At 65.9% G+C, this 25564-nt stretch carries 22 protein-coding genes and 1 riboswitch; of the genes, 16 read left to right on the top strand and 6 right to left on the bottom strand.

What is annotated here, in order from left to right; all coding sequences use genetic code 11:
- The first annotated feature begins 20 nt into the window (after positions 1-20).
- The 16 genes from C4301_RS01415 (at position 21) to C4301_RS01485 (ending at position 20042) form a co-directional block, all read left to right on the top strand.
- Positions 21-728, top strand: a complete 708-nt coding sequence (locus C4301_RS01415; protein ID WP_352413339.1) for a YgfZ family protein — start codon at positions 21-23, stop codon at positions 726-728.
- Positions 707-1900 (top strand): CinA family nicotinamide mononucleotide deamidase-related protein, encoded by a 1194-nt coding sequence (locus tag C4301_RS01420; RefSeq protein ID WP_352413340.1) that lies wholly within the window; start codon positions 707-709, stop codon positions 1898-1900. Before C4301_RS01415 ends, C4301_RS01420 begins: the two co-directional genes overlap by 22 nt.
- Entirely contained in the window at positions 1897-2478 is a 582-nt protein-coding gene (gene thpR, locus C4301_RS01425) for an RNA 2',3'-cyclic phosphodiesterase (RefSeq protein WP_352413341.1), read from the top strand. Before C4301_RS01420 ends, thpR begins: the two co-directional genes overlap by 4 nt.
- Complete coding sequence (gene recA, locus C4301_RS01430) at positions 2429-3448, top strand: recombinase RecA (RefSeq protein WP_352413342.1); 1020 nt, start codon at positions 2429-2431, stop codon at positions 3446-3448. Before thpR ends, recA begins: the two co-directional genes overlap by 50 nt.
- The gene (rny, locus tag C4301_RS01435; RefSeq protein ID WP_352413343.1) at positions 3449-5119 is read left to right on the top strand and encodes a ribonuclease Y; all 1671 of its coding nucleotides are present in this window, start codon (positions 3449-3451) and stop codon (positions 5117-5119) included.
- Between the two features lie 60 nt (positions 5120-5179).
- On the top strand, positions 5180-6214 hold the full coding sequence (locus C4301_RS01440) for a rod shape-determining protein (protein ID WP_352413344.1): 1035 nt from the start codon (positions 5180-5182) through the stop codon (positions 6212-6214).
- A gap of 3 nt (positions 6215-6217) precedes the next feature.
- Positions 6218-6637, top strand: coding sequence for a 3-hydroxyacyl-ACP dehydratase FabZ (fabZ, locus tag C4301_RS01445; RefSeq protein WP_352413345.1), 420 nt, complete (start codon positions 6218-6220; stop codon positions 6635-6637).
- Positions 6637-7275 (top strand): S4 domain-containing protein, encoded by a 639-nt coding sequence (locus C4301_RS01450; RefSeq protein WP_352413346.1) that lies wholly within the window; start codon positions 6637-6639, stop codon positions 7273-7275. Before fabZ ends, C4301_RS01450 begins: the two co-directional genes overlap by 1 nt.
- A 151-nt stretch (positions 7276-7426) precedes the next feature.
- Positions 7427-10783, top strand: coding sequence for a DNA-directed RNA polymerase subunit beta (gene rpoB, locus C4301_RS01455; RefSeq protein ID WP_352413347.1), 3357 nt, complete (start codon positions 7427-7429; stop codon positions 10781-10783).
- A gap of 8 nt (positions 10784-10791) precedes the next feature.
- A complete protein-coding gene (rpoC, locus tag C4301_RS01460) occupies positions 10792-15393 on the top strand; it encodes a DNA-directed RNA polymerase subunit beta' (RefSeq protein ID WP_352413348.1) in 4602 nt (1533 codons plus the stop codon).
- 17 nt (positions 15394-15410) lie between these two features.
- Complete coding sequence (locus C4301_RS01465; protein WP_352413349.1) at positions 15411-15980, top strand: fuculose-1-phosphate aldolase; 570 nt, start codon at positions 15411-15413, stop codon at positions 15978-15980.
- Positions 15981-16028: 48 nt separating this feature from the next.
- Complete coding sequence (locus tag C4301_RS01470; RefSeq protein WP_352413350.1) at positions 16029-16865, top strand: alpha/beta fold hydrolase; 837 nt, start codon at positions 16029-16031, stop codon at positions 16863-16865.
- A 53-nt stretch (positions 16866-16918) separates the two neighbouring features.
- On the top strand, positions 16919-17122 hold the full coding sequence (locus tag C4301_RS09940; protein ID WP_503012374.1) for a Uma2 family endonuclease: 204 nt from the start codon (positions 16919-16921) through the stop codon (positions 17120-17122).
- Position 17123: 1 nt separating this feature from the next.
- Positions 17124-17402: a hypothetical protein gene (locus tag C4301_RS09945; protein ID WP_503012375.1), complete on the top strand. Its 279-nt coding sequence runs from the start codon at positions 17124-17126 to the stop codon at positions 17400-17402.
- Positions 17403-17495: riboswitch (TPP riboswitch) on the top strand.
- 21 nt (positions 17496-17516) lie between these two features.
- Entirely contained in the window at positions 17517-18548 is a 1032-nt protein-coding gene (locus C4301_RS01480) for a thiamine ABC transporter substrate-binding protein (protein ID WP_352413351.1), read from the top strand.
- 9 nt (positions 18549-18557) lie between these two features.
- Positions 18558-20042, top strand: a complete 1485-nt coding sequence (locus tag C4301_RS01485; protein WP_352413352.1) for an ABC transporter permease — start codon at positions 18558-18560, stop codon at positions 20040-20042.
- Here C4301_RS01485 and C4301_RS01490 read toward each other — a convergent pair.
- The 6 genes from C4301_RS01490 to C4301_RS01515 all read right to left on the bottom strand — a co-directional run.
- Positions 20016-21437, bottom strand: coding sequence for an O-antigen ligase family protein (locus C4301_RS01490; protein WP_352413353.1), 1422 nt, complete (start codon positions 21435-21437; stop codon positions 20016-20018). The two genes, C4301_RS01485 and C4301_RS01490, sit on opposite strands and share 27 nt — an antisense overlap.
- 129 nt (positions 21438-21566) lie before the next feature.
- On the bottom strand, positions 21567-21920 hold the full coding sequence (locus C4301_RS01495) for a prepilin-type N-terminal cleavage/methylation domain-containing protein (protein WP_352413354.1): 354 nt from the start codon (positions 21918-21920) through the stop codon (positions 21567-21569).
- A 304-nt stretch (positions 21921-22224) separates the two neighbouring features.
- A complete protein-coding gene (locus tag C4301_RS01500) occupies positions 22225-23904 on the bottom strand; it encodes a PilX N-terminal domain-containing pilus assembly protein (RefSeq protein ID WP_352413355.1) in 1680 nt (559 codons plus the stop codon).
- 8 nt (positions 23905-23912) lie between these two features.
- Positions 23913-24635 (bottom strand): PilW family protein, encoded by a 723-nt coding sequence (locus C4301_RS01505; protein ID WP_352413356.1) that lies wholly within the window; start codon positions 24633-24635, stop codon positions 23913-23915.
- A complete protein-coding gene (locus tag C4301_RS01510; protein WP_352413357.1) occupies positions 24632-25219 on the bottom strand; it encodes a prepilin-type N-terminal cleavage/methylation domain-containing protein in 588 nt (195 codons plus the stop codon). The genes C4301_RS01505 and C4301_RS01510 overlap by 4 nt, the downstream gene beginning before the upstream one ends.
- Positions 25216-25564, bottom strand: a 349-nt coding sequence (locus C4301_RS01515; RefSeq protein WP_352413358.1) for a GspH/FimT family protein, incomplete at its 5' end; no start/stop codon positions are given. The genes C4301_RS01510 and C4301_RS01515, both read right to left, overlap by 4 nt.

Genomic DNA, 25564 nt, shown 5'->3' on the forward strand with positions numbered 1-25564 from the left:
CCTTGGTCAATAATGGGGGTATGGAGGTCTTTGCCCAGCAAGGGGTGGTGCGGCTTTCGGGGCCCGAGGCCCGGGACTTCCTCCAGGGCCAGACCACCCGGGACGTGCGCCGTCTGGAGGGCCCCACCCCCCTTTTGTTCTTGAACCCCAAGGGCCAGCTCGAGGAGGGGGCGACCCTCTTTCCCACCCCCGAGGCTTATCTCCTGGCCCCTTGGGGGAGTCCGGAGGGGCTTTTTTCCAGGCTCCAGCGGTACATCGTCTTTGATCAGGTGAGGCTGGAGCTTCTGCCCCTTTTTTACCTTTGGACGTTGGAGAAGGAATGGCTCGAGGAAGCCCCGCAGGAGGCGCTCGGCCCTGGGGACTGGGCCCGGTTCACCCTGGAGCGGGGCCTGCCTCACCTTTTGGACCTCAAGGGGGAGCTCCCCCAGGTGGGGGGCCTGGAGGCCCTGGTGGACCGGGGGAAGGGGTGCTACGTGGGCCAGGAGATCATGGCCCGGACCGAGGGAAAGGCGGTGCACCACCGGCTGGTGGACCTGGAGGTCTTAAGCCCAGCCCCCTTGGGCCCCCTCTTTTTAGAAGGGCGGGAGGTGGGCCGGCTCAAGCGCGTGGAGGGAAAGAGGGCCCGCGGGGTGGTGCGGAAGGAGGTCCCCTTTAAAGCGGAGCTTTCCGCGGGGGAGGGGCGGTTTGTGCCTGTCGGGGAGGTCCGATGGAGCGGGCGGAGATTATAGGCGTAGGCACCGAGCTTCTGTACGGGGAGACCCTGGACACCAACACGGCGGAGATCGCCAAAAGCCTCAAGCCCTACGCCCTAAAGGTGGAGCGCACCCTCCGGGTTTTGGACGAGCTTGGGCCCTTGGCCCGTGAGGTGGGGGAGGCCTGGGCGAGGGCGCGGCTTTTGGTCCTTTCCGGTGGGCTTGGCCCCACCCCGGATGACCTCACCCGGGAGGCGGTGGCCATGGCCTTGGGGGAGGAGCTTTTCCTAGACGAGGAGATGCTCGAGGAAATAGAGGCCTTTTTTCAATCCCGAGGCCGCAGGATGCCGGAGGCCAACCGCAAGCAGGCCTTCCGCATCCCCTCGGCCCGCTTTTTGAAAAACCCTCGGGGTACAGCCCCCGGCTGGTGGGTCAGGAGGGAGGGCAAGGACCTGGTCCTCCTGCCCGGGCCTCCCGCGGAGTGGCGGCCCATCTGGGCGGAGCTCCTCCCCGCCTTGGGCCTGCCCTTGAGGGATTACAAGGAGCGGGTCTTAAAGACCTGGGGCATCGGCGAGTCGGATCTGGTGGAGCGGATCGCAGACCTTTTCCCTGAGGCCTCGAGGGAGGGGTTGGAGGTGGGCACCTACGCCAAGGCCAGCGGGGTGGAGGTGGTCCTTAGGGGCCCGGCCGATGCGGTCGACCGGTTGGCAGACCGGGTGAAGAGGCGGCTTCTCAAGGAGGTCTGGGGCGAGGGGGGGGAGACGATGGCCGCCTTGGTGCAAAGGAGGCTCCTTTTGGAAGAGGCCACCCTCGCCACGATGGAGAGCCTGACCGGGGGGCTTCTGGCGGCGGAGATCACCAAGGTGCCGGGGGCGAGCAAGGTCTACCTGGGGGGTGTGGTATCCTATACCCCAGGGGCCAAGGCCCGCTTTGGCGTACCGGAAGCCCTCTTAGACCGGACCGTTTCCGAGGAGGCGGCCCGGGCCATGGCGGAGGCGGCCCGGAGGAGCCTGGGGGCCACCTATGGGCTTTCCACCACCGGTGTGGCCGGGCCCGACCCTTTGGAGGGCCAGCCGGTGGGTACGGTGTATGTGGCCTTGGCGGGCCCCGGGGGGGTGGAGGTGCGGCGCTACCGCTTCCCCCCTTCCTCCCGGGAGGTCATCCGGCTCCGGTCGGTCTACGCGGCCTTGGCGCTTCTTCTGACATGAGGCTCTTCTACGCGGTCTTCCCCCCTCTGGAGGTGCAAAAGGCCCTGGCGGAGGCCCAGAAACGTCTGGACCCCTTCAGGGGTTGGAGAAAGACCCCGCTCCATCAGCTTCACCTCACCCTCCTCTTCCTAGGAGAGGTGCCCGAGGAGGCGGTGAAAGACCTGGTGGAGCTGGGGCACCGTCTGGCCCAGGCCGTGCCCCCGTTCCCCGCCCGGATCCGGGGCACCGGGTACTTCCCCAATGAGGGCTCTCCCCGGGTCTGGTTTGCCAAGGCGGAAGGGGAAGGGTTCGCCCTTCTGGCCGAGGGGCTCCGGGCAAAGGCTGGAAGCCCAGATCCCAAGCCGTTTGCCCCCCATATCACCCTGGCCCGGAAGAAAGGGCCCGCCCCCAGGGTGGGGCCCGTGGTCTTCGGCCTCGAGTTCTTGGTGGAGGAGTTTGCCCTGGTCCAGTCTGTGTTAAAGCCCACGGGGCCGGAGTACCGGATCCTCGAGAGGTTCTTCCTCCGTGCCCCTGGAAAAAGAGGTGAACATGAACGAGGAGAAGAAAAAGGCTCTGGAAAACGCCCTCAAGACGATTGAGAAGGAGTTCGGCAAGGGGGCCATCATGCGGCTTGGGGAGATGCCCAAGCAGCAAGTAGACGTGATTCCTACGGGTTCTTTGGCTTTGGACCTGGCCTTGGGCATCGGCGGGATTCCCCGGGGACGGGTGATCGAGATCTACGGCCCCGAGTCCGGAGGGAAGACCACCTTGGCCCTCACCATCATCGCCCAGGCCCAGCGCCTGGGCGGGCTCGCCGCCTTTGTAGACGCGGAGCACGCCCTGGACCCCCAGTACGCGGCGAGGCTGGGGGTGGACGTGGAGAACCTTTTGGTCTCCCAGCCGGACACGGGGGAGCAGGCTCTGGAGATCGTGGAGCTCCTTGCCCGCTCGGGGGCGGTGGACGTGGTGGTGGTGGACTCGGTGGCCGCCTTGGTCCCCAAGGCCGAGATCGAGGGAGAGATGGGGGATTCGCATGTGGGCCTCCAGGCCCGGCTCATGAGCCAGGCCCTGCGGAAGCTCACCGCCGTCCTTTCCAAGAGCAACACCGCGGCGATCTTCATCAACCAGGTGCGGGAGAAGGTGGGGGTGATGTACGGCAACCCCGAGACCACCCCGGGGGGACGGGCCCTCAAGTTCTACAGCTCCGTCCGGTTGGACGTGCGCAAAAGCGGCGGCCCCATCAAGGAGGGGAACGAGGCGGTGGGGATCAAGGTCAAGGTCAAGGTGGTGAAGAACAAGCTGGCCCCGCCCTTTCGGGAGGCGGAGCTGGAGATCTACTTCGGCCGTGGCCTGGACCCCTTGATGGACCTGGTGAACGTGGCCGTGGCCGCCGAGGTCATTCAGAAGGCGGGAAGCTGGCTTTCTTACGGGGAGATCCGCCTGGGCCAGGGCAAGGAAAAGGCCGCGGAGTTCCTCAAGGAGCGGCCCGACCTGGTGGAGGAGATCCGCGCCCGGGTTCTGGAGCGGGCGAGCCAGGTGGTCCTCGCAGCGAGCGACGAGGAGGGGTAGATGAGCGGTTTGGAGATCGCCCTCCTCCTGACGGCCCTCGTCTTGGCCGGGGCCCTCGTGTTCAGGAGAAGGGCGGGGGAGGCTGCCCTTTTAGAGGAGAAGCGGCTCCTCGAGGCCGCCCGGGCCGAGGCCAAGGAGGTCCTCGAGGCCGCCAAGGCGGAGGCCAAAGAGCTTCTGGAGGTGGCCCGCCGGGAGGCCCGCGCCCTGCGGGAGGAGGCCCAGGCCACGCGCGAGCGCACCTTGCAGGAGGCGGAGGAGCTCTTAAGGCGCCGCCAGGCCGAGGCGGAGGCCCGGCTCAAGGGGCTGGAGGAGCGGCTCAGGGTCCAGGAGGCGGAGCTCAAGGAGGAGCGGGAGCGGCTTAGGGCCGAGCGGGAGGAGCTCAAGAAGGAGGCGGAGCGGCTTTCCAAGAGGGCCGAGGGGTTGGACCTGCGCGAGGCGCGCCTTTCCGAGACGGAGGCCCGGCTTAAGTCCAAGGAGGAGGCCCTTTGGGAGCGGGAAAAGGCCATCTCAGAGCGGGAAAGGGAGGTGGAGAAAAAACTTCAGGAGGTGGCTGGGCTTTCCCGGGAGGAGGCCCAGCGGCTGATCCTCGAGCGGCTGGAGGCGGAGCTGGAGGAGGAGAAGGCGCAAAGGGTACGGGCCGCTCTGGAAAAGGCCCGCCTCGAGGCCAAGCGGGAGGCCCAGAAGATCCTCGCCCAGGCCATGCAGCGCCAGGCCTCCGAGACCGCGGCCCAGCTTGCGGTGAGCGTCGTCCCCATCCCTTCCGACGCCATGAAGGGCCGGATCATTGGAAGGGAAGGCAGGAACATCCGCACCTTTGAGGCCTTGACCGGTGTGGATCTGATCATCGACGACACCCCAGAGGCTGTCCTCCTTTCCAGCTTCAACCCCATAAGGCGGGAGATCGCCCGCATGGCCCTGGAGGAGCTCATGCAGGACGGCCGCATCCACCCAGGCCGCATCGAGGAGGTGGTGGAGAAGGCCAAGCAGGAGATGAAGACCCTCCTTTACGAGAAGGGGGAGGAGGCCGCCCTCGAGGCGGGGGTGGTGGGGTTAAAGCCCGGTCTCGTCCAGCTTCTGGGCCGGCTTTACTTCCGTTCCAGCTACGGCCAGAACGTCCTCAAGCACTCGGTCCAGGTAGCCCACCTTTCCGGAATCATGGCGGCGGAACTGGGGCTGGACCCGGTGGTGGCCCGCCGGGCGGGGCTCCTCCACGACATCGGCAAAAGCGTGGACCGGGAGCTGGAGGGGACCCATGTGGAGATTGGCCTGGCCCTGGCCAAGCGCTTCGGGGAGGGGGAGGAGGTCCTAGACGCCATCGCCCACCACCACGACCCGGAAAACGCCAAGACCCTGTACGCGGTGATCGTCTCCGCGGCGGATGCCCTTTCCGCCGCCCGGCCCGGGGCCAGGCGGGAGTCTTTGGAGGAGTACCTCCAGCGCCTGGAGAGCCTGGAGAAGATTGCCCTTTCCTTCCCCGGGGTGGAGCAGGCCTTTGCGGTCCAGGCGGGGCGGGAGGTGCGGGTCATCGTCCGCCCCGACCAGATCTCCGATGCCAAGGCGGTCCTTTTGGCCCGGGAGATCGCCCGAAGGATCGAGCAAGAGATGAACTACCCGGGCCAGGTCCAGGTCACGGTGGTGCGGGAGACCCGGGTGGTGGAGGTGGCGCGGTGAGGAGGGCCGCTCCAAGGCCTGGGGACCCCTGCTGCAGATGGGCTGATAGAATGGGGCGGTATGTTTAGGGGCGAGGACATCGGGATCGACCTGGGGACGGCGAGCGTCCTCATCTACGTGCGGGGGAAGGGGATCGTCCTGAAGGAGCCTTCCGTCATCGCGGTGGTCCAGGACAAAAAGGAGGTCAAGGCGGTGGGGGCCGAGGCCTATCGGATGCTGGGCCGCACCCCAGGGAATATCATCGCGGTGCGGCCTTTAAAGGACGGGGTCATCGCGGACTACGGCCTCACGGAGAAGATGCTCATCCTCTTCCTGAAAAAGGTCCTTTCCCCCGCGGCCCGCTTCTTCAAGCCCCGGGTGATGGTGGGGGTCCCCTCGGGGGTGACGGACGTGGAGCGCCGGGCGGTGGTCCAGGCGGTGGCCGAGGCGGGGGCGAGCAAGGTCTACCTCATCGAGGAGCCCTTGGCCGCGGCCATTGGGGCGGGGATCAATGTGGCCGAGCCCACGGGGAGCATGGTGGTGGACATCGGCGGGGGCTCCACGGACATCGCGGTCATCTCCTTGGGGGGGATCGTCCGCTCGGAAAGCCTCCGCATCGCGGGGAACGAGATGGACCAGGCCATCATCCGCCACATCCGGCAGAAGCACAACCTCCTCATCGGCGAAAGAACGGCGGAGGAGCTCAAGATCCAGCTCGGCCGGGCCAAGGTCCTTCCTGAGGAGGAGAAGGAGGTGGCGGAGATCCGGGGCCGGGACCTGATCACCGGCCTGCCCAAGACGGTGGAGATCGGGATGGAGGACGTAGCCGAGGCCTTGCAGGAGCCCCTGGAGAAGATCATCCAGGGGGTGAAGGGGGTTTTGGAGGCCACCCCGCCTGAGCTGATCTCGGACATCATCGACCGGGGCATCCTCCTTACCGGGGGCGGGGCGCTTCTCAAGAACCTGGATCTGGCTCTGCAGGAGGCCACCGGGGTACCGGTGGTGGTGGCGGAAAACCCCATTGAAGCGGTGGCCCTGGGCACGGGGAGGGCCTTGGAGATGATCCACGTTCTGGAGGATGCCCTCCTCTCCTTGGACAAGGTTTTGAAGAAGTAGGGTATGGACATCCGGGAGATCCTGAAGCTTTTACCCCACCGCCACCCCTTCCTCCTCATCGACCGGGTTTTGGAGGCCGACGAGACCCGCTTCCGCGTCCTCAAGAACGTTACCTACAACGAGCCCTACTTCGTGGGCCATTTCCCAGACCATCCGGTGATGCCGGGGGTGCTCCTTTTGGAGGCCATGGCCCAGGCGGCGGTGGCGAGCCTGGCCAAAAGGCCCGAGCTCGAGCCCGGGGCTTTGGCCTTCCTCGCGGGGGTGGAGGAGGCCCGGTTTAAAAAGCCCGTCTATCCCGGGGATACCCTCGTCCTCGAGGGGGAGCTCCTCTTCTTCCGCCATAGGATCGGCAAGGTCCGGGTGCGGGCTTTGGTGGGGGAGGAGGAGCGGGCGGCGGCGGTCTTGACCTTCGCCCTTGCGTGATGGAGGCGCTTAAGGCCTACATCCAAAAGGCCCGGGGAGGGAGGGTGGTCCGCACCCCCTTTCTTTCGCCGCAAGAGCAGGACTGGCTTCGCAAGATGGCCTCTTCGGAGGGTCTTAAGGTGAGCTTCTTTGGTGGGTTTCCCATGGCGGAAAGGCGGTGCGCGGTCCTCTACCCCGAGGAGGTCCCCTCCGTTTCCGACCCGGTGAAGGTGGTCTATCTGGAGGAGCCTCCCGAACCCTCCCCGTACGTGGGGGAGGTGGAGGAGCTGGAAGAGGGTGTTCTCGTGGCCCTTCTTCCTGAGGCGGAAAAGGCCCTCCTGGCCCAGGGCCTCGTCCTCCTACCCCCGCCCGAGGGGGCGCTCAGGCCCCTCAAGGAGGGGGTCCAGACCCTGGTGGTGCCGAGCCTGCGGGTGGATGCGGTGGGGGCCAAGGGCTTCGGGGTGAGCCGGACCTATTTCCAAGAAGGGGTAAAGGCGGGCAAGGTGCGCCTTAGGGGCCGAATGGCTACGCCTAAAGACGAGCTCGTCCCCGGGGACGTCCTGTATGCGGAGGGGCTTGGGGTGCTTAAGGTCCTGGAGGTCCTAGGGTCCACCCGGAAAGGGCGCATCCGGGTGCGGGTGGAAAGGGGGCGGGCTTGATTTACCCTCCCTTTTTATGATAAAGTGAAAGATGTGCTCTTTGGTCGGGCCAAGGGAGCACGGTAAGAGCCAGCCGCCGCGGGGAGCGTGGCTTCCCGCGGAAGAACCCTGTTAGCTTACCTCGGGCGGCCCAAAGCCAAAAGAGGTGAACATGGAGATTAAGCGGTTCGGTCGCATCCGAGAGGTTATTCCCTTACCCCCCTTGACGGAAATCCAAGTGGCCTCCTTTAGGCGGGCGCTCCAGCCGGACACCCCCCCTGAAAAACGCGAGAATATCGGCATCCAGGCGGCGTTTCGGGAGACCTTTCCCATCGAGGAGGGGGAGAAGGGCCGTGGCGGCTTGGTTTTGGACTTCCTCGAGTACCGCCTGGGGGAGCCCCTTTTCCCAGTGGAGGAGTGCCGGGAGAAGGACCTGACCTACCAGGCCCCCCTGTACGCCCGCTTCCAGCTCATCCACAAGGACACCGGCCTCATCAAAGAGGACGAGGTCTTCCTGGGCCACCTCCCCCTGATGACGGAGGACGGCTCCTTCATCATCAACGGGGCGGACCGGGTCATCGTCAGCCAGATCCACCGCTCCCCCGGGGTCTACTTCACCCCAGACCCCCTGCGCCCGGACCGGTTCGTGGCCAGCATCATCCCTTTGCCCAAGCGGGGACCCTGGATTGACCTCGAGTTCGAACCCACCGGGGTGGTCTCGGTCAAGGTGAACAAGCGGAAATTCCCCCTGGTCCTCCTCCTCAGGGTCTTGGGCTACGACCAGGAGGCCCTGGTGCGGGAACTCGGGGCCTACGGGGACCTGGTCCAGGGGCTTCTGGACGAGGGCATCCTCTCCATGCGGCCGGAGGAGGCCCTCCTCAAGCTCTTCACCCTCCTTAGGCCCGGCGACCCGCCCAAGCGGGACAAGGCGGTGGCCTACCTCCACTCCCTCCTTTCCGATCCCAAGCGGTACGACCTGGGGGAAGCGGGCCGGTACAAGGCCCAGGAGAAGCTGGGCATCGCCCTTTCCGGCCGGACCCTGGCCCGGTTTGAGGACGGGGAGTTCAAGGACGAGGTCTTCCTCCCCACCTTGCGCTACCTGTTCGCCCTGACCGCCGGGGTGCCGGGGCATGAGGTGGACGACATCGACCACCTGGGCAACCGCCGCATCCGCACCGTGGGGGAGCTTCTGGCGGACCAGTTCCGCGTGGGGCTGGCCCGGCTGGCCCGGGGGGTGCGGGAGCGGATGGTGATGGGAAGCCCCGAGACCGCCACCCCTGCCAAGCTCATCAACAACCGTCCCCTAGAGGCCGCCATCCGGGAGTTCTTCGGCCGGAGCCAGCTTTCCCAGTTCAAGGACGAGACCAACCCCCTTTCCTCCCTGCGCCACAAGCGGCGGATCTCCGCTTTGGGCCCTGGAGGGCTTACCCGGGAGCGGGCGGGGTTTGAGGTGCGGGACGTCCACCGGACCCACTACGGCCGCATCTGCCCGGTGGAGACCCCCGAGGGGGCGAACATCGGCCTCATCACCTCCTTGGCCGCCTACGCCCGGGTGGACGAGCTGGGGTTTATCCGCACCCCCTACCGCCGGGTGAAGGAGGGGGTGGTCACGGACGAGGTGGTCTACATGACCGCCACCCAGGAGGACCGGTACACCATCGCCCAGGCCAATACCCCTTTGGAGGGAAACCGCATCGCCGCCGAGCGGGTGGTGGCCCGCCGCCGGGGGGAGCCGGTGATCGTCCGGCCGGAGGAGGTGGAGTTCATGGACCTCTCCCCCCGACAGATCTTCTCCGTGAACACCAACCTCATCCCCTTCCTCGAGCACGACGACGCCAACCGAGCCCTGATGGGTTCCAACATGCAGGTCCAGGCGGTCCCTTTGATCCGTGCCGAGGCCCCGGTGGTCATGACCGGCCTGGAGGAGCGGGTGGTTCGGGACTCCCTCTCTGCGGTTTACTCCGATCTGGACGGCGAGGTGACCCATGTGGACGGGAGCCGGATCGTGGTCCGGGGGGAGGGGCAGGTGAGGGAGTACCTCCTCCGCCGCTTCGTCCGCTCCAACCAGGGGACGGCCTTGGACCAGCGGCCCCGGGTCAGCGTGGGTCAGAAGGTAAAGAGGGGAGACCTCCTCGCGGACGGCCCCGCGGCGGAAAACGGCTTCTTGGCCCTGGGCCAGAACGTTTTGGTGGCCATCATGCCCTTTGACGGGTACAACTTCGAGGACGCCATCGTCATCAACGAAGACCTCCTCCGCCGCGACTTTTACACCTCCATCCACATCGAGCGCTACGAGATCGAGGCCCGGGACACCAAGCTGGGCCCTGAGCGGATCACCCGGGACATCCCCAACCTGGGGGAGGCGGCTTTGCGCGACCTAGACGAGGAGGGAATCGTCCGCATCGGGGCCGAGGTCAAGCCGGGGGATATCCTGGTGGGCCGCACCAGCTTCAAGGGCGAGACCGAGCCCTCCCCCGAGGAGCGGCTTTTGCGCTCCATCTTCGGGGAGAAGGCCCGGGATGTGAAGGACACCTCCCTCCGGGTTCCCCCCGGGGAAGGGGGGATCGTGGTCCGCACCCTCCGCCTCCGCCGGGGTGACCCCGGGGTGGAGCTGAAGCCCGGGGTGCGGGAGATGGTCCGGGTGTATGTGGCCCAGAAGCGGAAGCTCCAGGTGGGGGACAAGCTGGCCAACCGCCACGGGAACAAGGGCGTGGTGGCCAAGATCCTTCCCCCGGAGGACATGCCCCACCTGCCGGATGGGACCCCGGTGGACATCCTCCTCAACCCCCTGGGGGTGCCCAGCCGGATGAACCTGGGACAGATCCTGGAGACCCATCTGGGCTTGGCGGGGTACGTCCTGAACCAGAAGTACATCTCCCCCGTGTTTGACGGGGCCACGGAGCCCGAGATCAAGGCCCTTCTGGCCGAGGCCTTCGAGGTCTACTGGAACCGCCGCCTCGAGGAGGGCTTCGGGGTGGACAAGCGGGAGAAGGAGGTCTTGGAGCGGGCGGCCAAGCTGGGCCTGGTCTCGAGGGGAAAAAGCCCCGAGGAGCAGCTTAAGGAGCTCTTCCTCCAGGGGAAGGTGGTCCTCTACGACGGCCGAAGCGGGGAGCCCATTGAGGGGCCCATCGTGGTGGGCCAGATGTTCATCATGAAGCTCTACCACATGGTGGAGGACAAGATGCACGCCCGTTCCACCGGCCCCTACTCCCTCATCACCCAGCAGCCTTTGGGTGGGAAGGCCCAGTTCGGCGGCCAGCGCTTTGGGGAGATGGAGGTCTGGGCCTTGGAGGCCTACGGGGCGGCCCACACTTTGCAGGAGATGCTCACCCTCAAGTCCGACGACATCGAGGGGAGGAACGCCGCCTACGAGGCCATCATCAAAGGGGAGGATGTCCCCGAGCCCAGCGTGCCCGAGTCCTTCCGCGTTCTTGTGAAGGAGCTTCAGGCCCTGGCCTTGGACGTGGAGACCTTTGACGAGGACGACCGGCCGGTGGACATCTTTGAGGGGCTCGCGAGCCGCAAATAGGGGGGAGCATGAAGAGGGAAGTCCGCAAGGTAAGGATCAGCCTGGCCTCTCCGGAGAAGATCCGCAAGTGGAGCTACGGGGAGGTGGAGAAGCCCGAGACCATCAACTACCGCACCCTCAAGCCCGAGCGGGACGGCCTTTTTGACGAGCGCATCTTCGGGCCCATCAAGGACTACGAGTGCGCCTGCGGGAAGTACAAGCGCCAACGGTTTGAAGGCAAGGTCTGCGAGCGGTGCGGGGTGGAGGTGACCAAGAGCATCGTCCGCCGCTACCGCATGGGCCACATCGAGCTCGCCACCCCGGCGGCCCACATCTGGTATGTCAAGGACGTCCCCTCCAGGATTGGGACGCTTCTGGACCTTTCCGCAAGCGAGCTTGAGCAGGTCCTCTACTTTGGCAAGTACATCGTCATCGACCCCAAGGGAGCGGCCTTAAACGGCATCCCCGTGCAGAAGAAACAGCTCCTCACGGACGAGGAGTACCGGGAGCTCCGCTACGGCCGGCAGGAGACCTACCCCATCCCGCCTGGGGTGGACGCCTTGGTCAAGGATGGGGAGGAGGTGGAGAAGGGCCAGGAGCTCGCTCCCGGCATTACGAGCCGGATGGACGGCATCGTCCTCTACCGCTTCCCCCGGCGGATCCGGGTGGAGTACATCCGGCGGGAAAGGGCCCAGCTCATCCTCCCCGCCGAGGCCTGGATCGAGCAGGTTGCTTCCCCGTCGGGGGAACACCGAGAGGCCTACCGGCCGGGCGAGCCCATCGCGGAGCTTTCCGAGCCCTACCGCCTCCTGGCCCAGGAGGGGGGCGTGGCGGACCTTCTGGAATGGGAGGAGGGGGCCCTCCTCTCCCTTGCCCAGGGGGAGGAGGTGGTGGCCCGTTACCTCCTGCCCGTGGGGATGACCCCCATGGTGGTGAAGGGCGAGAAGGTGGAGGAGGGGACGGTCCTGGCCGAGGGCCGGGGGCTTCTCCGGCTGCCCCGCCGCCTTCGGGTCAGCGAGGTGGAGGCCGAAGAGGAAAAGGGCCTGGTCTACCTCTCCCTCCTTCTCGAGTGGACCGAACCCAAAGACTACCCCCTACAGCCCCATATGCACGTCCTGGTGCCGGAGGGGGCCCGGGTCAAGCCGGGGGAGAAGCTGGTGGCGGCCATAGAGCCCGAGGAGGAGGTCCACGCGGAGGCCGAGGGGGTGGTCCACCTGCACGAACCCGCCTCCATCGTGGTGATGAAGGCCCGGGTCTACCCCTTTGAGGAGGACGTGGAGGTGACCACCGGGGACCGGGTCTCCCCAGGGGATGCCCTGGCCGACGGGGGGCGGGTCAAAAGCGAGATCCACGGCCGGGTGGAGGTGGACCTTGTCCGGAACGTGGTCCGGGTGGTGGAGTCCTACGACATAGACGCCCGGATGGGGGCGGAGGCCATCCGGGTCCTTTTGAAAGAGCTCAACCTGGAGGAGCTCGAGAAGGAACTTCTGGAGGAGATGAAACACCCCTCCCGGGCGAGGCGGGCCAAGGCCAGGAAGCGCCTCGAGGTGGTCCGGGCCTTCAGGGATTCGGGGAACCGCCCGGAGTGGATGGTCCTGGAGACCGTCCCCGTCCTGCCCCCCGACCTTCGCCCCATGGTCCAGGTGGACGGGGGCCGGTTCGCCACCAGCGACCTCAACGACCTCTACCGCCGGCTCATCAACCGGAACAACCGGCTGAAAAAGCTCATGGCCCAAGGGGCCCCGGAGATGATCATCCGCAACGAGAAGAGGATGCTTCAGGAGGCGGTGGATGCCCTTCTGGACAACGGCCGGCGGGGCACCCCGGTGACCAACCCTGGGTCGGACCGTCCGCTTCGCTCCCTCACGGACATCCTTTCCGGCAAACAGGGCCGTTTCCGCCAGAACCTCCTGGGCAAGCGGGTAGACTACTCGGGCCGGAGCGTGATCGTGGTGGGGCCGCAGCTCAAGATGCACCAGTGCGGTCTGCCCAAGCGCATGGCCCTGGAGCTTTTTAAACCCTTCCTTCTTAAGAAGATGGAGGAGAAGGGCATCGCCCCCAACGTCAAGTCGGCCCGGCGGATGCTCGAGCGCCAGCGGGACATTAAGGATGAGGTCTGGGACGCTTTGGAGGAGGTCATCCACGGCAAGGTGGTCCTTTTGAACCGTGCCCCCACCCTGCACCGGCTGGGGATCCAGGCCTTCCAGCCCGTCTTGGTGGAGGGGCAGTCCATCCAGCTCCACCCCCTGGTCTGCGAGGCCTTCAACGCGGACTTCGACGGGGACCAGATGGCCGTCCACGTGCCCCTTTCCTCCTTCGCCCAGGCGGAGGCCCGCATCCAGATGCTCTCCAGCCACAACATCCTTTCCCCGGCCTCCGGCGAGCCCCTCGCCAAGCCCAGCCGGGACATCATCCTGGGGCTTTACTACATCACCCAGCTCCGCCGGGAGAAGCAGGGGGCGGGGCGGTCCTTCGCCACCCCCTTGGAGGCCTTGGAAGCCTACGAGAAGGGCGAGGTGGCCCTGAACGCCCCCATCCTGGTGGGGGGGAGGGAGACGAGCGTGGGCCGGCTCAAGTTCATCTTCTCCGGCCCCGACGAGGCCCTTCTCGCCGTGGCCCACGGCCTCGTGGACCTGCAGGACGTGGTTACGGTCCGCTACCATGGGCGGCTTTTGGAGACCAGCCCGGGCCGGGTCCTCTTTGCCCGCATCGTGGCCGAGGCGGTGGGGGATGAGAAGCTGGCCTTGGAGCTCCTCCAGTTGGACGTTCCCCAAGAGAAGAACTCCCTTAAGGACCTGGTCTACCACTCCTTCTTGAGGCTCGGGGTGGAAAGGACAGCCCGGCTCCTGGATGCCCTCAAGTACTACGGCTTCACCCTCTCCACCACCAGCGGCATCACCATCGGAATTGACGACGCCGTCATCCCCGGGGAGAAGCGGCAGTACCTGGAGGAGGCCGACCGCAAGCTGCTCCAGATCGAGGAAGCCTACGAGATGGGCTTCCTCACCGAGGAGGAACGGTACCGGCAGATCGTGGACCTCTGGAACGAGACCACGGAGAAGGTCACCAAGGCGGTCTTCAAGAACTTTGAGGAGAACTACCCCTTCAACCCCCTGTACGTGATGGCCCAGTCCGGGGCCCGGGGTAACCCGCAGCAGATCCGGCAGCTTTGCGGGATGCGGGGCCTCATGGCCAAGCCCTCGGGGGAGATCTTCGAGGTGCCGGTGCGGGCCTCCTTCCGCGAGGGGCTTACCGTCCTCGAGTACTTCATCTCCAGCCACGGGGCGCGTAAAGGGGGGGCGGACACCGCGCTGCGCACCGCAGACTCCGGGTACCTCACCCGGAAGCTCGTGGACGTGGCGCATGAGATCGTGGTCCGGGAGGCGGACTGCGGGAGCACCAACTTCATCTCCATCCCCCTCTTTGAGCGGGACGAGGTGACCCGGGAGATGCGGCTTCGCAAGAAGTCGGACATCGAGTCCGGCCTTTACGGCCGCACCCTGGCCCGGGAGGTCTCGGCCTTGGGCCGCTCTTTCCCCGAAGGGCACTACCTCTCCTTGGAGGACGTCCACTTCCTCGTCCAAGCGGCGGAGCAGGGGGAGGTCCGGGAGGTTCCGGTGCGGAGCCCCCTCACCTGCCGCACCCGGTACGGGGTCTGCCAGAAGTGTTACGGCTGGGATCTTTCCATGGCCCGTCCCGTCTCCATCGGCGAGTCGGTGGGCATCGTGGCGGCCCAGTCCATCGGTGAACCGGGGACCCAGCTTACCATGCGGACCTTCCATACCGGGGGCGTGGCCACCGCCACGGACATCACCCAGGGTCTGCCCCGGGTGATCGAGCTCTTCGAGGCCCGTAGGCCCAAGGCCAAGGCGGTCATCGCGGAGATCGACGGGGTGGTGCGCATCGAGGAGACCGAGGAGAAGCTGTCCGTCATCGTGGAGGCGGAGGGGTTCTCCAAGGAGTACAGGCTCCCCAAGGAGGCCCGGCTCACGGTGAAGGACAAGGACTACGTGGAGGCGGGCCAGCCCCTCACCCGTGGGGCGGTGGACCCCCACCAGCTCCTCGAGGCCAAGGGCCCCGAGGCGGTGGAGCGGTACCTGGTGGACGAGATCCAGAAGGTCTACCGGGCCCAAGGGGTGAAACTCCACGACAAGCACATCGAGCTGATCGTTCGCCAGATGCTGAAGTATGTGGAGGTCACCGACCCCGGGGAGAGCCGGCTTTTGGAGGGCCAGGTCCTGGAGAAGTGGGACGTGGAGGCGATGAACGAGAGACTCATCGCCGAGGGCAAGGTGCCCATCGCCTGGAAACCCCTTCTCATGGGCGTTACCAAGAGTGCGCTTTCCACCAAGAGCTGGCTTTCCGCCGCCAGCTTCCAAAACACCACCCACGTCCTCACCGAGGCGGCCATCGCGGGGAAAAAGGATGAGCTGATCGGTCTTAAGGAGAACGTCATCCTCGGCCGGCTCATTCCCGCGGGGACGGGGAGTGACTTCGTCCGCCGTACCCAGGCGGTGGACCAGAGGACCTACCGGCTTCTGGAGGAGGCCCGGAAGGAGGCGGAGGCCCAGGCCCAGGTGGCCCAGCCCAAGCGGCGGCCCAGGCCCCTCCAGCCCGAGAAGGGGGCTTAAGGGCGGAAAGTTCGGGCATGCTCGCGCGCCTTTTCGGGGCCTTCCAACAGGTGGGGCAGGACCTCTTCGCCCAACGGCTTATCACCGCCACCGCCGGGAACTTCTCCGTCCGGACGCCCAAGGGGTTTTTGATCACCAAAAGCGGGGTCCAGAAGGCCCATCTAACCCCGGAGGACCTTTTGGAGGTTCCCCTGGAGGGGGAGGTTCCCGAGGGGGCGAGCGTGGAAAGCATCGTCCACCGGGAGGTCTACCGGAGGACCGGGGCCACTGCCCTCGTCCACGCCCATCCCCGGGTGGCGGTGGCCCTTTCCTTCCACCTCGAGGCCTTAGAACCCATCGACTTAGAGGGCCGCTTCTACCTCCCGAAGGTACCCGTCCTCTCTCCAAGGACCGTCTCCGCCACGGAGGAGGCGGCCCTTGCGGTGGCCGAGGCCCTCCAGGGGCACCGGGCCTGCCTCCTCCGGGGGCACGGGGCCTTTACCAAAAGCGAGAAGGAGCGGCCCGAGGAGGCCCTCCTGGAGGCCTACAGCCTCATGACCAGCCTGGAGGAGGCGGCGGAGATCCTTTGGTATCACCGGCTTTGGTGAACAGCCGCCGGCTTGTGCTTTTCCCATAAGTGGCGTAGACTACACCCGATGCGGGAGGAAATCGGGTACATCCCTCTGGGGGAGGTGGAGCTTTACGTGGAGGACACCGGGCCCCTTTCCGCTCCCGCCTTCATCGTCCTCCACGACGGCCCCGGTGGAAGCGCCTACCCCCTTCGGGAGGGGCTTTCCGAGTACCTGGAGGGCTACCGGGTGGTCTACTTCGACCAGCGGGGCTCGGGGCGGAGCCTGGAGCTTCCCCCGGACCCGCGGCTTTTCACCATAGATGCCCTTGTGGAGGATGTGTGTGGCCTGGCGGAGGCCTTGGGCCTGGAGCGCTTCCGGCTTCTGGGCCACGGCTTCGGAGGGCTTGTGGCTTTGGAGGTGGCGCGAAGGGTCGAGGTGGACGGCCTCCTCCTCATCGGCCCTTGGCTGAGTTTCCCCTGGCTTTCCCAGCAGCTCTGCCGGGCGGCGGGGTGTGAACCGGGGGAGGGGCCTGAAGACAACCTGGCCCGGGCCTTGGCAAAGGCCGACCCCAAGGCCCTGTTTGACCGCCTCATGTTCCCGAGCCTCCACGGCCGCCTGGAGTACGAGTGGCTCCTCGAGGGGGCGGCGCTTTTGGACCGGGCGGCGGTGGGGCTGGCCTTTGTGAAAAACGGCCTTTGGCGGTTGGACTACCGCCCTTACCTTTCCGGCCTCCGGGCCCCGGTGGAGGTGGTGGTAGGGGAGAGGGATGGGACCAGCTACCCCCTGGTGGAGGAAGCCATGGCCTTTCTGGAGGGGGGGCTCCAGGTCCTCCCCGAGGCGGGGCACTTTCCCTGGATCGACGACCCGGAGGCCTTCGGACGCGCCATTCGCACGGCCCTTTCCAGCCTGGTGGGGGTCTAGATGGGCGAGGCCACAAGGAAGCTCACGAAGAAAGCCCCGAGCGGCACGAGCTGGTGGAGGGGGTCCCCTACGCCATGGCCGGGGCCAGCAAAGCCCATAACCTCCTGGTGGGGAACCTGGTCTTCCTCCTCCGCCCCGCCGCCCGGGCCCAGTCCTGCCAGTTGTACACGGAGACCATCCGGCTGAGGCTTTCCGAAGACACCGTCTACTACCCTGACCTGATGGTGGTCTGCCGCCCCTCTCCTAACCCTCTTTAGGGTGGAGGTCCTTTCCCCCACCACCCGGCGGATTGACCTTTCGGAGAAGAAGGAGCGGTACTTGACCCTTCCTTCCCTCGAGGGCTGCCTCCTTGTGGAGACCACCCGGAAGGAGGTTTTGCTCTACCGGAAGACCCCTCTGGCCTGGTCCCTCGAGGCTTTTGGCGAGGGGGAGGAGGTGATGCTCCCCTGCCTGAGGGTGTTTCGCTTCGTGAAAGCACAGGGGGAAGCCCTTTTGGTGGACGCGGTCTACGAGGGCGTGCCCCTAGCAGTAGAATAAGGAGGTCACCGGGGGTGCCCCAGGCGGGCTGAGAGAGACCCTTGGAACCTGATCCGGGTAATGCCGGCGTAGGGAAGGTGGCATGGCCCCTCCCGGTGACAAGGGGGGGTACTGATGAAAGGGTTCGTCAGCCTTCTGGTCCTTCTGGCCTTTGGTTTCGCCCAGGAGCTCACCGTCCTCACCCATTCCAGCTTCTCCTTAGACAAGGCCCTGATCGAGGAGTTCCAGCGCACCACGGGCATAAGGCTCCGCTTTCTGAAAGGGGGGGATGCCGGGGAAACGCTGAACAAGGCCATCCTTTCCAAGGGTGCCCCCATCGCGGATGTCCTTTACGGCTTCGACAACACCTTCCTCTCCCGCGCCCTCGAGGCCGACCTCCTTCTCCCCTATCGGAGCCCGGAGATCCGGAACCTCCGTTCGGCCCTCCTCCTCGACCCCAGCCTGCGCGCCTTGCCCGTGGACTACGGCTACGTGAGCCTTAACTACGATAAATCTTTCTTCAAGGACCGCCCCCTGCCCAAAACCCCCCAGGACCTGGCCCGGCCCGAGTATGTGAAGCTCCTCGTGGTGGAAAACCCCGCCACGAGCTCCCCCGGCCTGGCCTTTTTGATGGCCACCGTGGCCCGGTTTGGCGAGGACGCCTACCTGGACTTCTGGGCGGGGCTTAGGGGAGGGGTCCGGGTGGCCAAGGGCTGGAGCGAGGCCTACTACACCCACTTCACCCTGTACAAGGGGGACCGGCCCATCGTGGTCTCCTACACCACGAGCCCAGCGGCGGAGGTCTACTACTCCGGGGGGAAGTACGAAGAACCCCCTACGGAGAACCTCTTCCCCGAGCTCGCCTTCTTCCAGGTGGAGTTTGTGGGCATCCTTAAGGGGACGAAGAACCTCGAGGCCGCCCGGAAGTTCGTGGACTGGTTGCTTTCCAAACCCGTCCAGGAGAACATCCCCACGGAGATGTGGGTCTACCCCGCCCGGCGGGACGCCCGGCTTCCTGAGGTTTTTAAGTGGGCCCCGGAGCCCATAGGCCCGGTCCGGCTAGACCCCAGCCTCATCGCCAAAAACCGCGAGCGCTGGATAGACGAGTGGACCCGGGTCGTCCTCCAGGGTAAAAGCCCTGAGGAGGTGCGGCGAAGCCGGAGGTAACGGGGGGCCTTGGCCTTTCTGCTTTGGCTCTACCTGGGCTTTGCCCTCTTCCTGCCCCTTTTCCGCATCCTGGCCCTGGGGGTGGGGGAGGGGGTTTTCCGCGTCCTGGACGAGTACTACCTGAGGCGCTACCTCTGGAGCCTGGCCTACGGCCTGGGCTCGGGTGGGCTGGTCATGGCCCTTTCCCTTCCCCTCGCCCTCCTCTTCCGCTACCGGTTTCCCCTTCGGGAGGCCTATCTGGCCCTGGCCACCCTTCCTTTCGTCCTTCCCACCCCGGTGGTGGCTCTCGGGTTTTTGGCCCTGGCGGGCCCTCGAGGCCTCCTTAAGGAGAGCACGGGCGTAGACCTCTTCGGCACCCCTTGGCTCCTCTTCTGGGGGAGCGTCTTTTACAACCTGGGCCTGGGCCTCAGGGTCCTCCTCCCCCTGGTCCAGGCCCTGGCCAGTGGCCCCTACCAGGCGGCGCGCACCCTGGGGGCCACCCCCTGGCGGGCCTTTTTCCGGGTGGGCCTCCCCCTCCTCCTCCCGGGGCTTCTGGGCGGGGGGCTTCTCACCTTCCTCTACACCTTCAGCGCCTTCGGCCTTCCCCTCCTTCTGGGGGGGCAGGCCTACGCCACCTTGGAGGTGGAGGTCTACACCCTCCTGGCCTACCGCCTGGCCTTCCCCGAGGCGGCGGGGCTCATCCTCCTCCAGCTTTTCACCTTAGGCCTCGCCGTCTTCCTCTACACCCGTCTTCCCGCCTACCCCCTGGCCTCTCCCCGTCTCCTTCCTGCCCATAGGCCCTGGGCCTTAAGCCTTGGGATTGGAGTCTTCTTCCTCCTCCTCTACGCCCCCCTTTTGGCCCTCCTCCTCTCCTTCCACCCGGGGGCCCTGGCCTCCGCTTGGCGCTCGAACGACTTTACCCCCCTCCCCCTCGCCCTGGTCAACACCTTCCGCTTTGCCCTTTTAAGCCTTTCCCTTGCCCTTTTCCTGGGCCTGGCCTACGCCCTTTCCGCCCGGAGGCGGGGCTTTTTGGAGCTCTTGGGGCTTCTTCCCCTCCTGGTCTCGCCGGTGGCGGTGGGGCTTGGCTACCTCCTGGCCTACCCCGGGCTTCGGGGCTCGGCCTTTTTGCTGGTCTCCGCCTACGCCCTCCTCGCCTACCCCCTTCTTGCCCGGGTCCTTTTGCCCGCCCTCAGGGGGCTTCCCAGGGACCTTTTGGCGGCCGCCCGGGTCCTGGGGGCTACCCCTTGGCGGGCCTTTTTCCGGGCCGAGCTTCCCCTCCTTTGGCCCGCCTTGCGCTCGGGGGCGGCCCTCAGCCTGGCGGCGGTCCTGGGGGAGTTCGGGGTGAGCCTGGTCCTCTGGCGGCCCGAGTGGACCACCCTCACCCTGGCCATCTACGAGCGCCTGGGCCGGCCCGGGGCCTTACCCTACGAGGAGGCCCTGGCCATAGCCCTCCTCCTTATGGCCCTTTCCGGTTTTCTCTTCCTCCTTCTAGACCGGGCCAGGGGACCCTGGTAGTTCCACCCTCCTCGAAAGCCCAAAGGCGGCCCCAATCAGGGCGGCGTGCAGGGGTTCGACCTGGGGGACGGGAAACCAGAACAGGTAGTAGACAAAAAGCCCGATAAGCCCGGTGGCCAGGGCCTGCCGCAGGGGTGTATCTCCCCATGCCTTTAGGGCCCCGCCAAGGTAGAGGTAAACCCAGACGAGTGCAGCAAACAAGCCGTAGCTCAGCCAGCGGTCCAGAAAGAGGTTGTGGGCCTTATCGAGGTATACCCTCAGGATCTTGGCCTGCTTTCCAGTCCTTTCGTCACGCCAGTTTCCAAAGAGGACAAGCCAGGCCCGGCTCCTCAGGGGATCCTGGGAGGTCCAGAGGGGTTTGATCTCCTTCGCCTTTGCCCCTTTGGGCCAACCGTATTCCAGGCGGTATTCTTCGAGAAGCCGCTCGAAGGGGATGCGGGTGAGGAGGGCCACCCGGAAGGCATCCGGCCCTCCGCCCAGAAGAGGCTGACCGGGGGTGGAGCGTATCCCTTCCCAGGCCAGCTTCCATATAAGGAGCCGTGTGAAGCCGGTTGTAGGGTTGGAAAACTCTTTAGAGAAGCCCTGCCGGTCCGGGATGAGGGTGGGCGCAGAGAGGGCCAGAAGGACGCTCAGAGCGCCTGTGAGCGCCAGGTGGAGGCTTCGCTGGCGAAGGAGCCAGAGGCCCAGGGCGACCGTGAGCCCAAGGAGGCCAGCCCGATTTAAAGTTACCCCCAGCCCAAGGGCCATCAGGGCAGTCAGAGGGAAGAAGAGGAAGGAAAAACGGTCCTTGAGGTGTCCCCTTCGGGGAGCACTTCGCTCCAACCAGAGGCCGAGTCCCAGGAGGAGCCCGGGGAGGAGCAGGCCAGCGGCCATACCCGGGTTGCCAACCGTGCCTACAGGCGCTTCATAGGGCAGTCCCCTGAGAAGGGGGCCAATGGGCTCCAGGCCAAGCCTCTGCAGGAGGAGGAGGAGGCTTTGAAAGGCGGTGGAGCCCAGGAGGACGTATGAGAAGGCCCTGAAGCCACGGGGTTCCTTCTGGAAGACCCGGAAGGCCAAAAGGGCAAAGAGGACGAGCCCGATCTGGTAAAGGAGCCCGTCCATGCGTCCTTCGCCACCCAGGAGGGTGTAGGTGGGGTCATCCGTGAGGAGGGGCCGGAAGGAAGACAGGAGGACCAGGCCCAGGTAGAGGGCCATGAGGAGGCCGAAGGGGGTGGTTAGGGCCCTTCTGCCCTCTACCATTCCCAGGACACCCACTAGGAGCAGGAAGACCACTTTGGGGAAGATCCAGACCTCTTCGGGGTTGACCCAGGCCGCCCCAAAGCGGCCTGGCCAGAGGACAAAGGGGTATAGGAGGGCGCTGGTCCAAAAGAGCCAGTAGAAGAACCGGTGGTCCATGGGGCACCCTTGGAAAAGGGGGGCCGGCCTCTCGGTGTTCGCTCCGCGAAGCAGCTCGGTGGTGAACGTAGCCTGACGGCTGACCGCTCCGCGAAGCAACCTGGCCGGCCCCTGCTGCTTTATCCCCGCTTAGTAGACGGCCGTAATCACGGTGCCGTTGACCGAGGTGACCGTAACCGTGGACCGGCTCGTGTTGGCGTCGTAAGAGATTGTGCAGTCCTTCACAGCCTTGGGCCAGTCGGCGGGCGCCCCTTCGCTTTGCAAGCGTTGGTCTTTGCAATCTGTGATCTCGGAGATCTTCACCCCAGCCGTATCCGCCGCCGCCAGCCAGGTGGCCACCTGGCGGGCGTAGGCCGCTGCCGCCTGGTCGTTGGCCCGCTTACGGGCGTTCAGGACGTTCGGGATGAGGACTGCCGCCAGGATGGCGATGATGGCGATAACGATCAGGAGCTCGATCAGGGTAAAGCCGTTCGCGTTCCGCATACTCCTTCCCTCCTTAGGTTTACCGCGCCGATTGCCGATTATGGTATAGGCGCGTCTCGGTATTCGCTTCGCGAAGCAACTCGGTGGTGAACGTAGCCTGACGGCTGACCGCTCCGCGAAGCAACCATGAGTGCCTTGAGCCTATCCACCTGCTAAAACCGATCTCACTCCCCTTCTCACCCCCCTTCAAGCTATTTTACGCCCTTTTTCTTCAGCGGCAACCCCCCCATTTGGGGGGTCATCCTTTCGGTGTTCCCTTCGGGAAGCAGCAGGGTGGCCCATGAGTGTGAAAGAGGTGTGAAAGCTACCGCCTTTCGTACGAGAGGACCTGGAAGGTGAACCGCCCCGCAAGCTGATCGATGGCCTTCAGGGCCTGGGGCCTATTCCCGGTAGTGTTCACGAAGACGATCTCCGCGCTCTGGCCCGCGTTGCAGTTCGTCTGGCCCCCCGCGCTCGTGGTGCAGAACTGGTTGGTGATCACCGACCCCACCAGGGTGTTTTTATGGACGATCCGGAAAGTCCCTCCCGCGTAGATGGGCGCGGTCACGCGGCTACCCTTCTGGTAGACGTCTTTCTCGACCACCAGGCCCAGGACCTGCTCGGGAAAGCGGCCCAGGCTGGGGTCCGGAAGGAGGGTCCCACCGATCTCCAGGCTTCCCCCCTGGCCCCCCTGGGCGAGGACCGCGAGGCCGGCGTTCTTCGTGCTTCCCGTCTGGGCCCGGTAGCGCAGATCCCCCCTCAGGACCACGTCGTATCCCTCCAGGACCACCGTTCCGTATACTTCAAGGGTTCCCGGGCTTCCTGGGGTGTACTTAAACCCACCCCTCTCGCCCGTGGGCAGGGTGTAGGAGCAGTCCACGGCGCTGTTGCCCAAGGTGAGTGTCTTCCCGGCAAAGGCCTGGATGCAGCTTTGGGGGTTAGAGGGGATCGCCCCAAGGGGCCACCCGATGATGTCGATGATGGGCGCTCCTCTTGTCACCCGGAGGCTGGCCTCCCTTCTCAGGCAGTCCCGCCAGGAGAGGCTCCCCCCACACCCCCCGGGCCCGTCCAGGGTGGGGAAGGGGGGGGGGTCGGAGAGGTCAAAGGGGCCCAGGGCCTCGGTGCAGACCCCCTTGTTGCTCTGGCAGACGTCCACGTTCTGTCCCTGGATATCGCTCCTTCCCCGGCCCACATAGACCCCTTTGAGCTTGTTCTGGGGGGTGCCGATCTGGGTGCTCCCCCCCACGGAGACCTGGCCCCAGCGCACCCTTAAGGTGGCGCAAAGATCCTCCGCCTTCTGGTTGGCCGGGCTGATAAAGTCCGCCAGGCCGGGGTACTGGGTGAGGTCGTACTCGTTGTAAAGGGCGAAGTTTCCGTTTGCGGAGATCACCTGCCCATCTGGATTGTTTGGGTCTCCTTCCACGTAGATCCCGCCCCGGATGGTGGCCCCCCCGTTCAGCCATTTGTTGGCCGCCCCGCTCCCCGCGAAGATGGCCAGGTTCAAGGGGCTCGAGGTCTCGATGAAGAAGGTGGCCTGGACCCGGGCCTTTGCCCCGCCGGCGGTCCCGTAGGAGACCAGGGTGTAGGTCTTGGGGTTATTCGAGGGGTAGAGCTCCACGGTGGCGTAGCCCACCGGGTTTCCGTCCGCGTCGTAGACGGGCTCGTCCCGGGCCAGGGTCATCCTGCCGCCCGCGAAGTCCTCGCCTGGGTCGATCCTTCCGTTTCGGTTCCAGTCGATCCCCTTGGCGAAGCTGGAGAAGCAGGCCGTGCTCGCCGGGGTGGGCCCTGAAAGGGCCTGCTCCTGCCAGATGTACTGGTTGAAGAGGGCGGCCTTGTACTTCTGGACCCCCGCCTCCGCGGCGTAGAAGGCCTGGACGGAGGTGGTGTCGTTGCGGGTCGTCCAGAGCTCGAGCTGGGTGGTGAAGAAGACCCCCACGGCCAGGACGCTCATCACCAAAAGAAGCCCGAGGGCCACTACCAGAGCGATACCGTTTTGGCTCCTCATTCTCCCTCCTACTGGACCGGTTTCAGGTTGGGCATCAAGACCTCCTGGGTCAGGGCGTAGCAGATCCGTCCGGCCGGGCAGGCGAGCGTCTGGCCGGTCACGGTGGTGAGGGTCTGGGAGTTGCTTCCCGACCGCACCCGATCGTTGCTTCGCGAAGCGAACACTGACAGGCTGTACCCCGCCACGCTCACCCTGGCCGAGCGGGGGTAGGCGGAAGGGCCGCAGTCCGGGGTGTTCTGGGCCACCCCATTGCTGCAGAGGTACTGGAGGTCCAGGGCCAGAATCCCCTCCGCCAGGGGCTGGAGGCTGGGGTCACCCTCCTGGCAGTCCGTCCCTGAGGACGGGGTAATGTTGACGTCGCTTCTCATCAGGGTGTCCCCGTTAAAGCCGTAGTCCACCCGGCGGCAGGCGGAGTTCTGGTCCCTGAGACTCGTTACGTAGCGGACGGTCAGGGTGTCCTTAACCCCACCATCCGTTCCCGAAAGGGCCCCCACCAGGGTGAAGCCCAGGCTGGTGGCGCCCTGGGTCCAGTACCGGGCCCCGGCCATCTGCAGGTCCCCCGCGACCACCTGCATCACCATCCGCACCCGGTCTTGAAGCTCGCTCTTCGCCTGCGCGCGCCGGGTTGAGTCCAGCGTGGCCTGGAAGTAGGTGAAGGCCACCCCAAGGACCGAAAGCAAAAGGGCCATGGCCACGAGGAGTTCCAGGAGGGTGAAGCCCTTTTCCTTCACGGCCGACCTCCTCCCGGGTTGGGACAGGGCCGGGGTTTGTCGTGGGTGGGTGAGGGGTAGACGTCGTAGCAGGTGACCCGGCGGCCCACGGTGACCTGTGAGCCTCTGGGGTGGCGGGCGGTGACCACCACCGTCACCACCCCTTCGGCCCGGATGCCCTGGGGGTTGTACTGGGGGTTGGGCGTGCTGGACTCTCCCAGGATGCTCCAGGCCGCCTGGATGCCATCCGGGCTTGTCTCCCGACCCTTGCAGACCACGTTCCTGAGGACGGTCCGGATGCCTAAGGTGCGGGGCGGGAGGTAGAGGCTGGGGCAGCCGTAGTAGTAGTCGATGAAGTAGAAGCTCCGGCCCGTTCCCGCCTCGTCCAGGTAGGGACTCTTATCGTCCACGGTCTCCGTCTTCAGGACCTCGGCGGACCTTCGCTCCAGAACGGAGACGGCGAAGGCCTTGGTGTCCGAGGCCATCCTGGCCCGGTCGGAGGCCCGCAGGCTCGAGAGCTGGCTGGAAAGAAGGGCCGCGAAGGCCAGGCCGACCACGCTGAGGGCGATGAGGAGTTCAATCAGGCTAAGGCCGTGACGGTTCATTTTGCCCTCCCTTGCGGGGTGATCTCCACCCGTTTGGTGTAGGTGCCCTGGGGGTTGGTCAGGACCACGGTGAGGCCGGGAAAATCCTGCGGGATGCCCCGGGGGTCGAAGAGGAGGGTGACGGGCGCGCTGGGGGCGGTTTGCTCTCCCGCGGAGAAGGAGGCACCAAGTTTAAGCCGAACCCGGGCCCAGTCTCCCTGGCCGAAGAGGACCTTCTGCAGGACGCGGTCGCCCGGGGAGAGGCCAAAGCTCGTGTCGGAGTCCAAAAAGACCGTGTAGCCTCCCGCCCCGCTGGGGTCGAACTGGATCCCGGCGAAGACGTTGTTCCGGATCGCCTCGAGGCGG

The sequence above is a fragment of the Thermus sp. genome, assembly GCF_040290245.1.
Taxonomy (GTDB): domain Bacteria; phylum Deinococcota; class Deinococci; order Deinococcales; family Thermaceae; genus Thermus_A.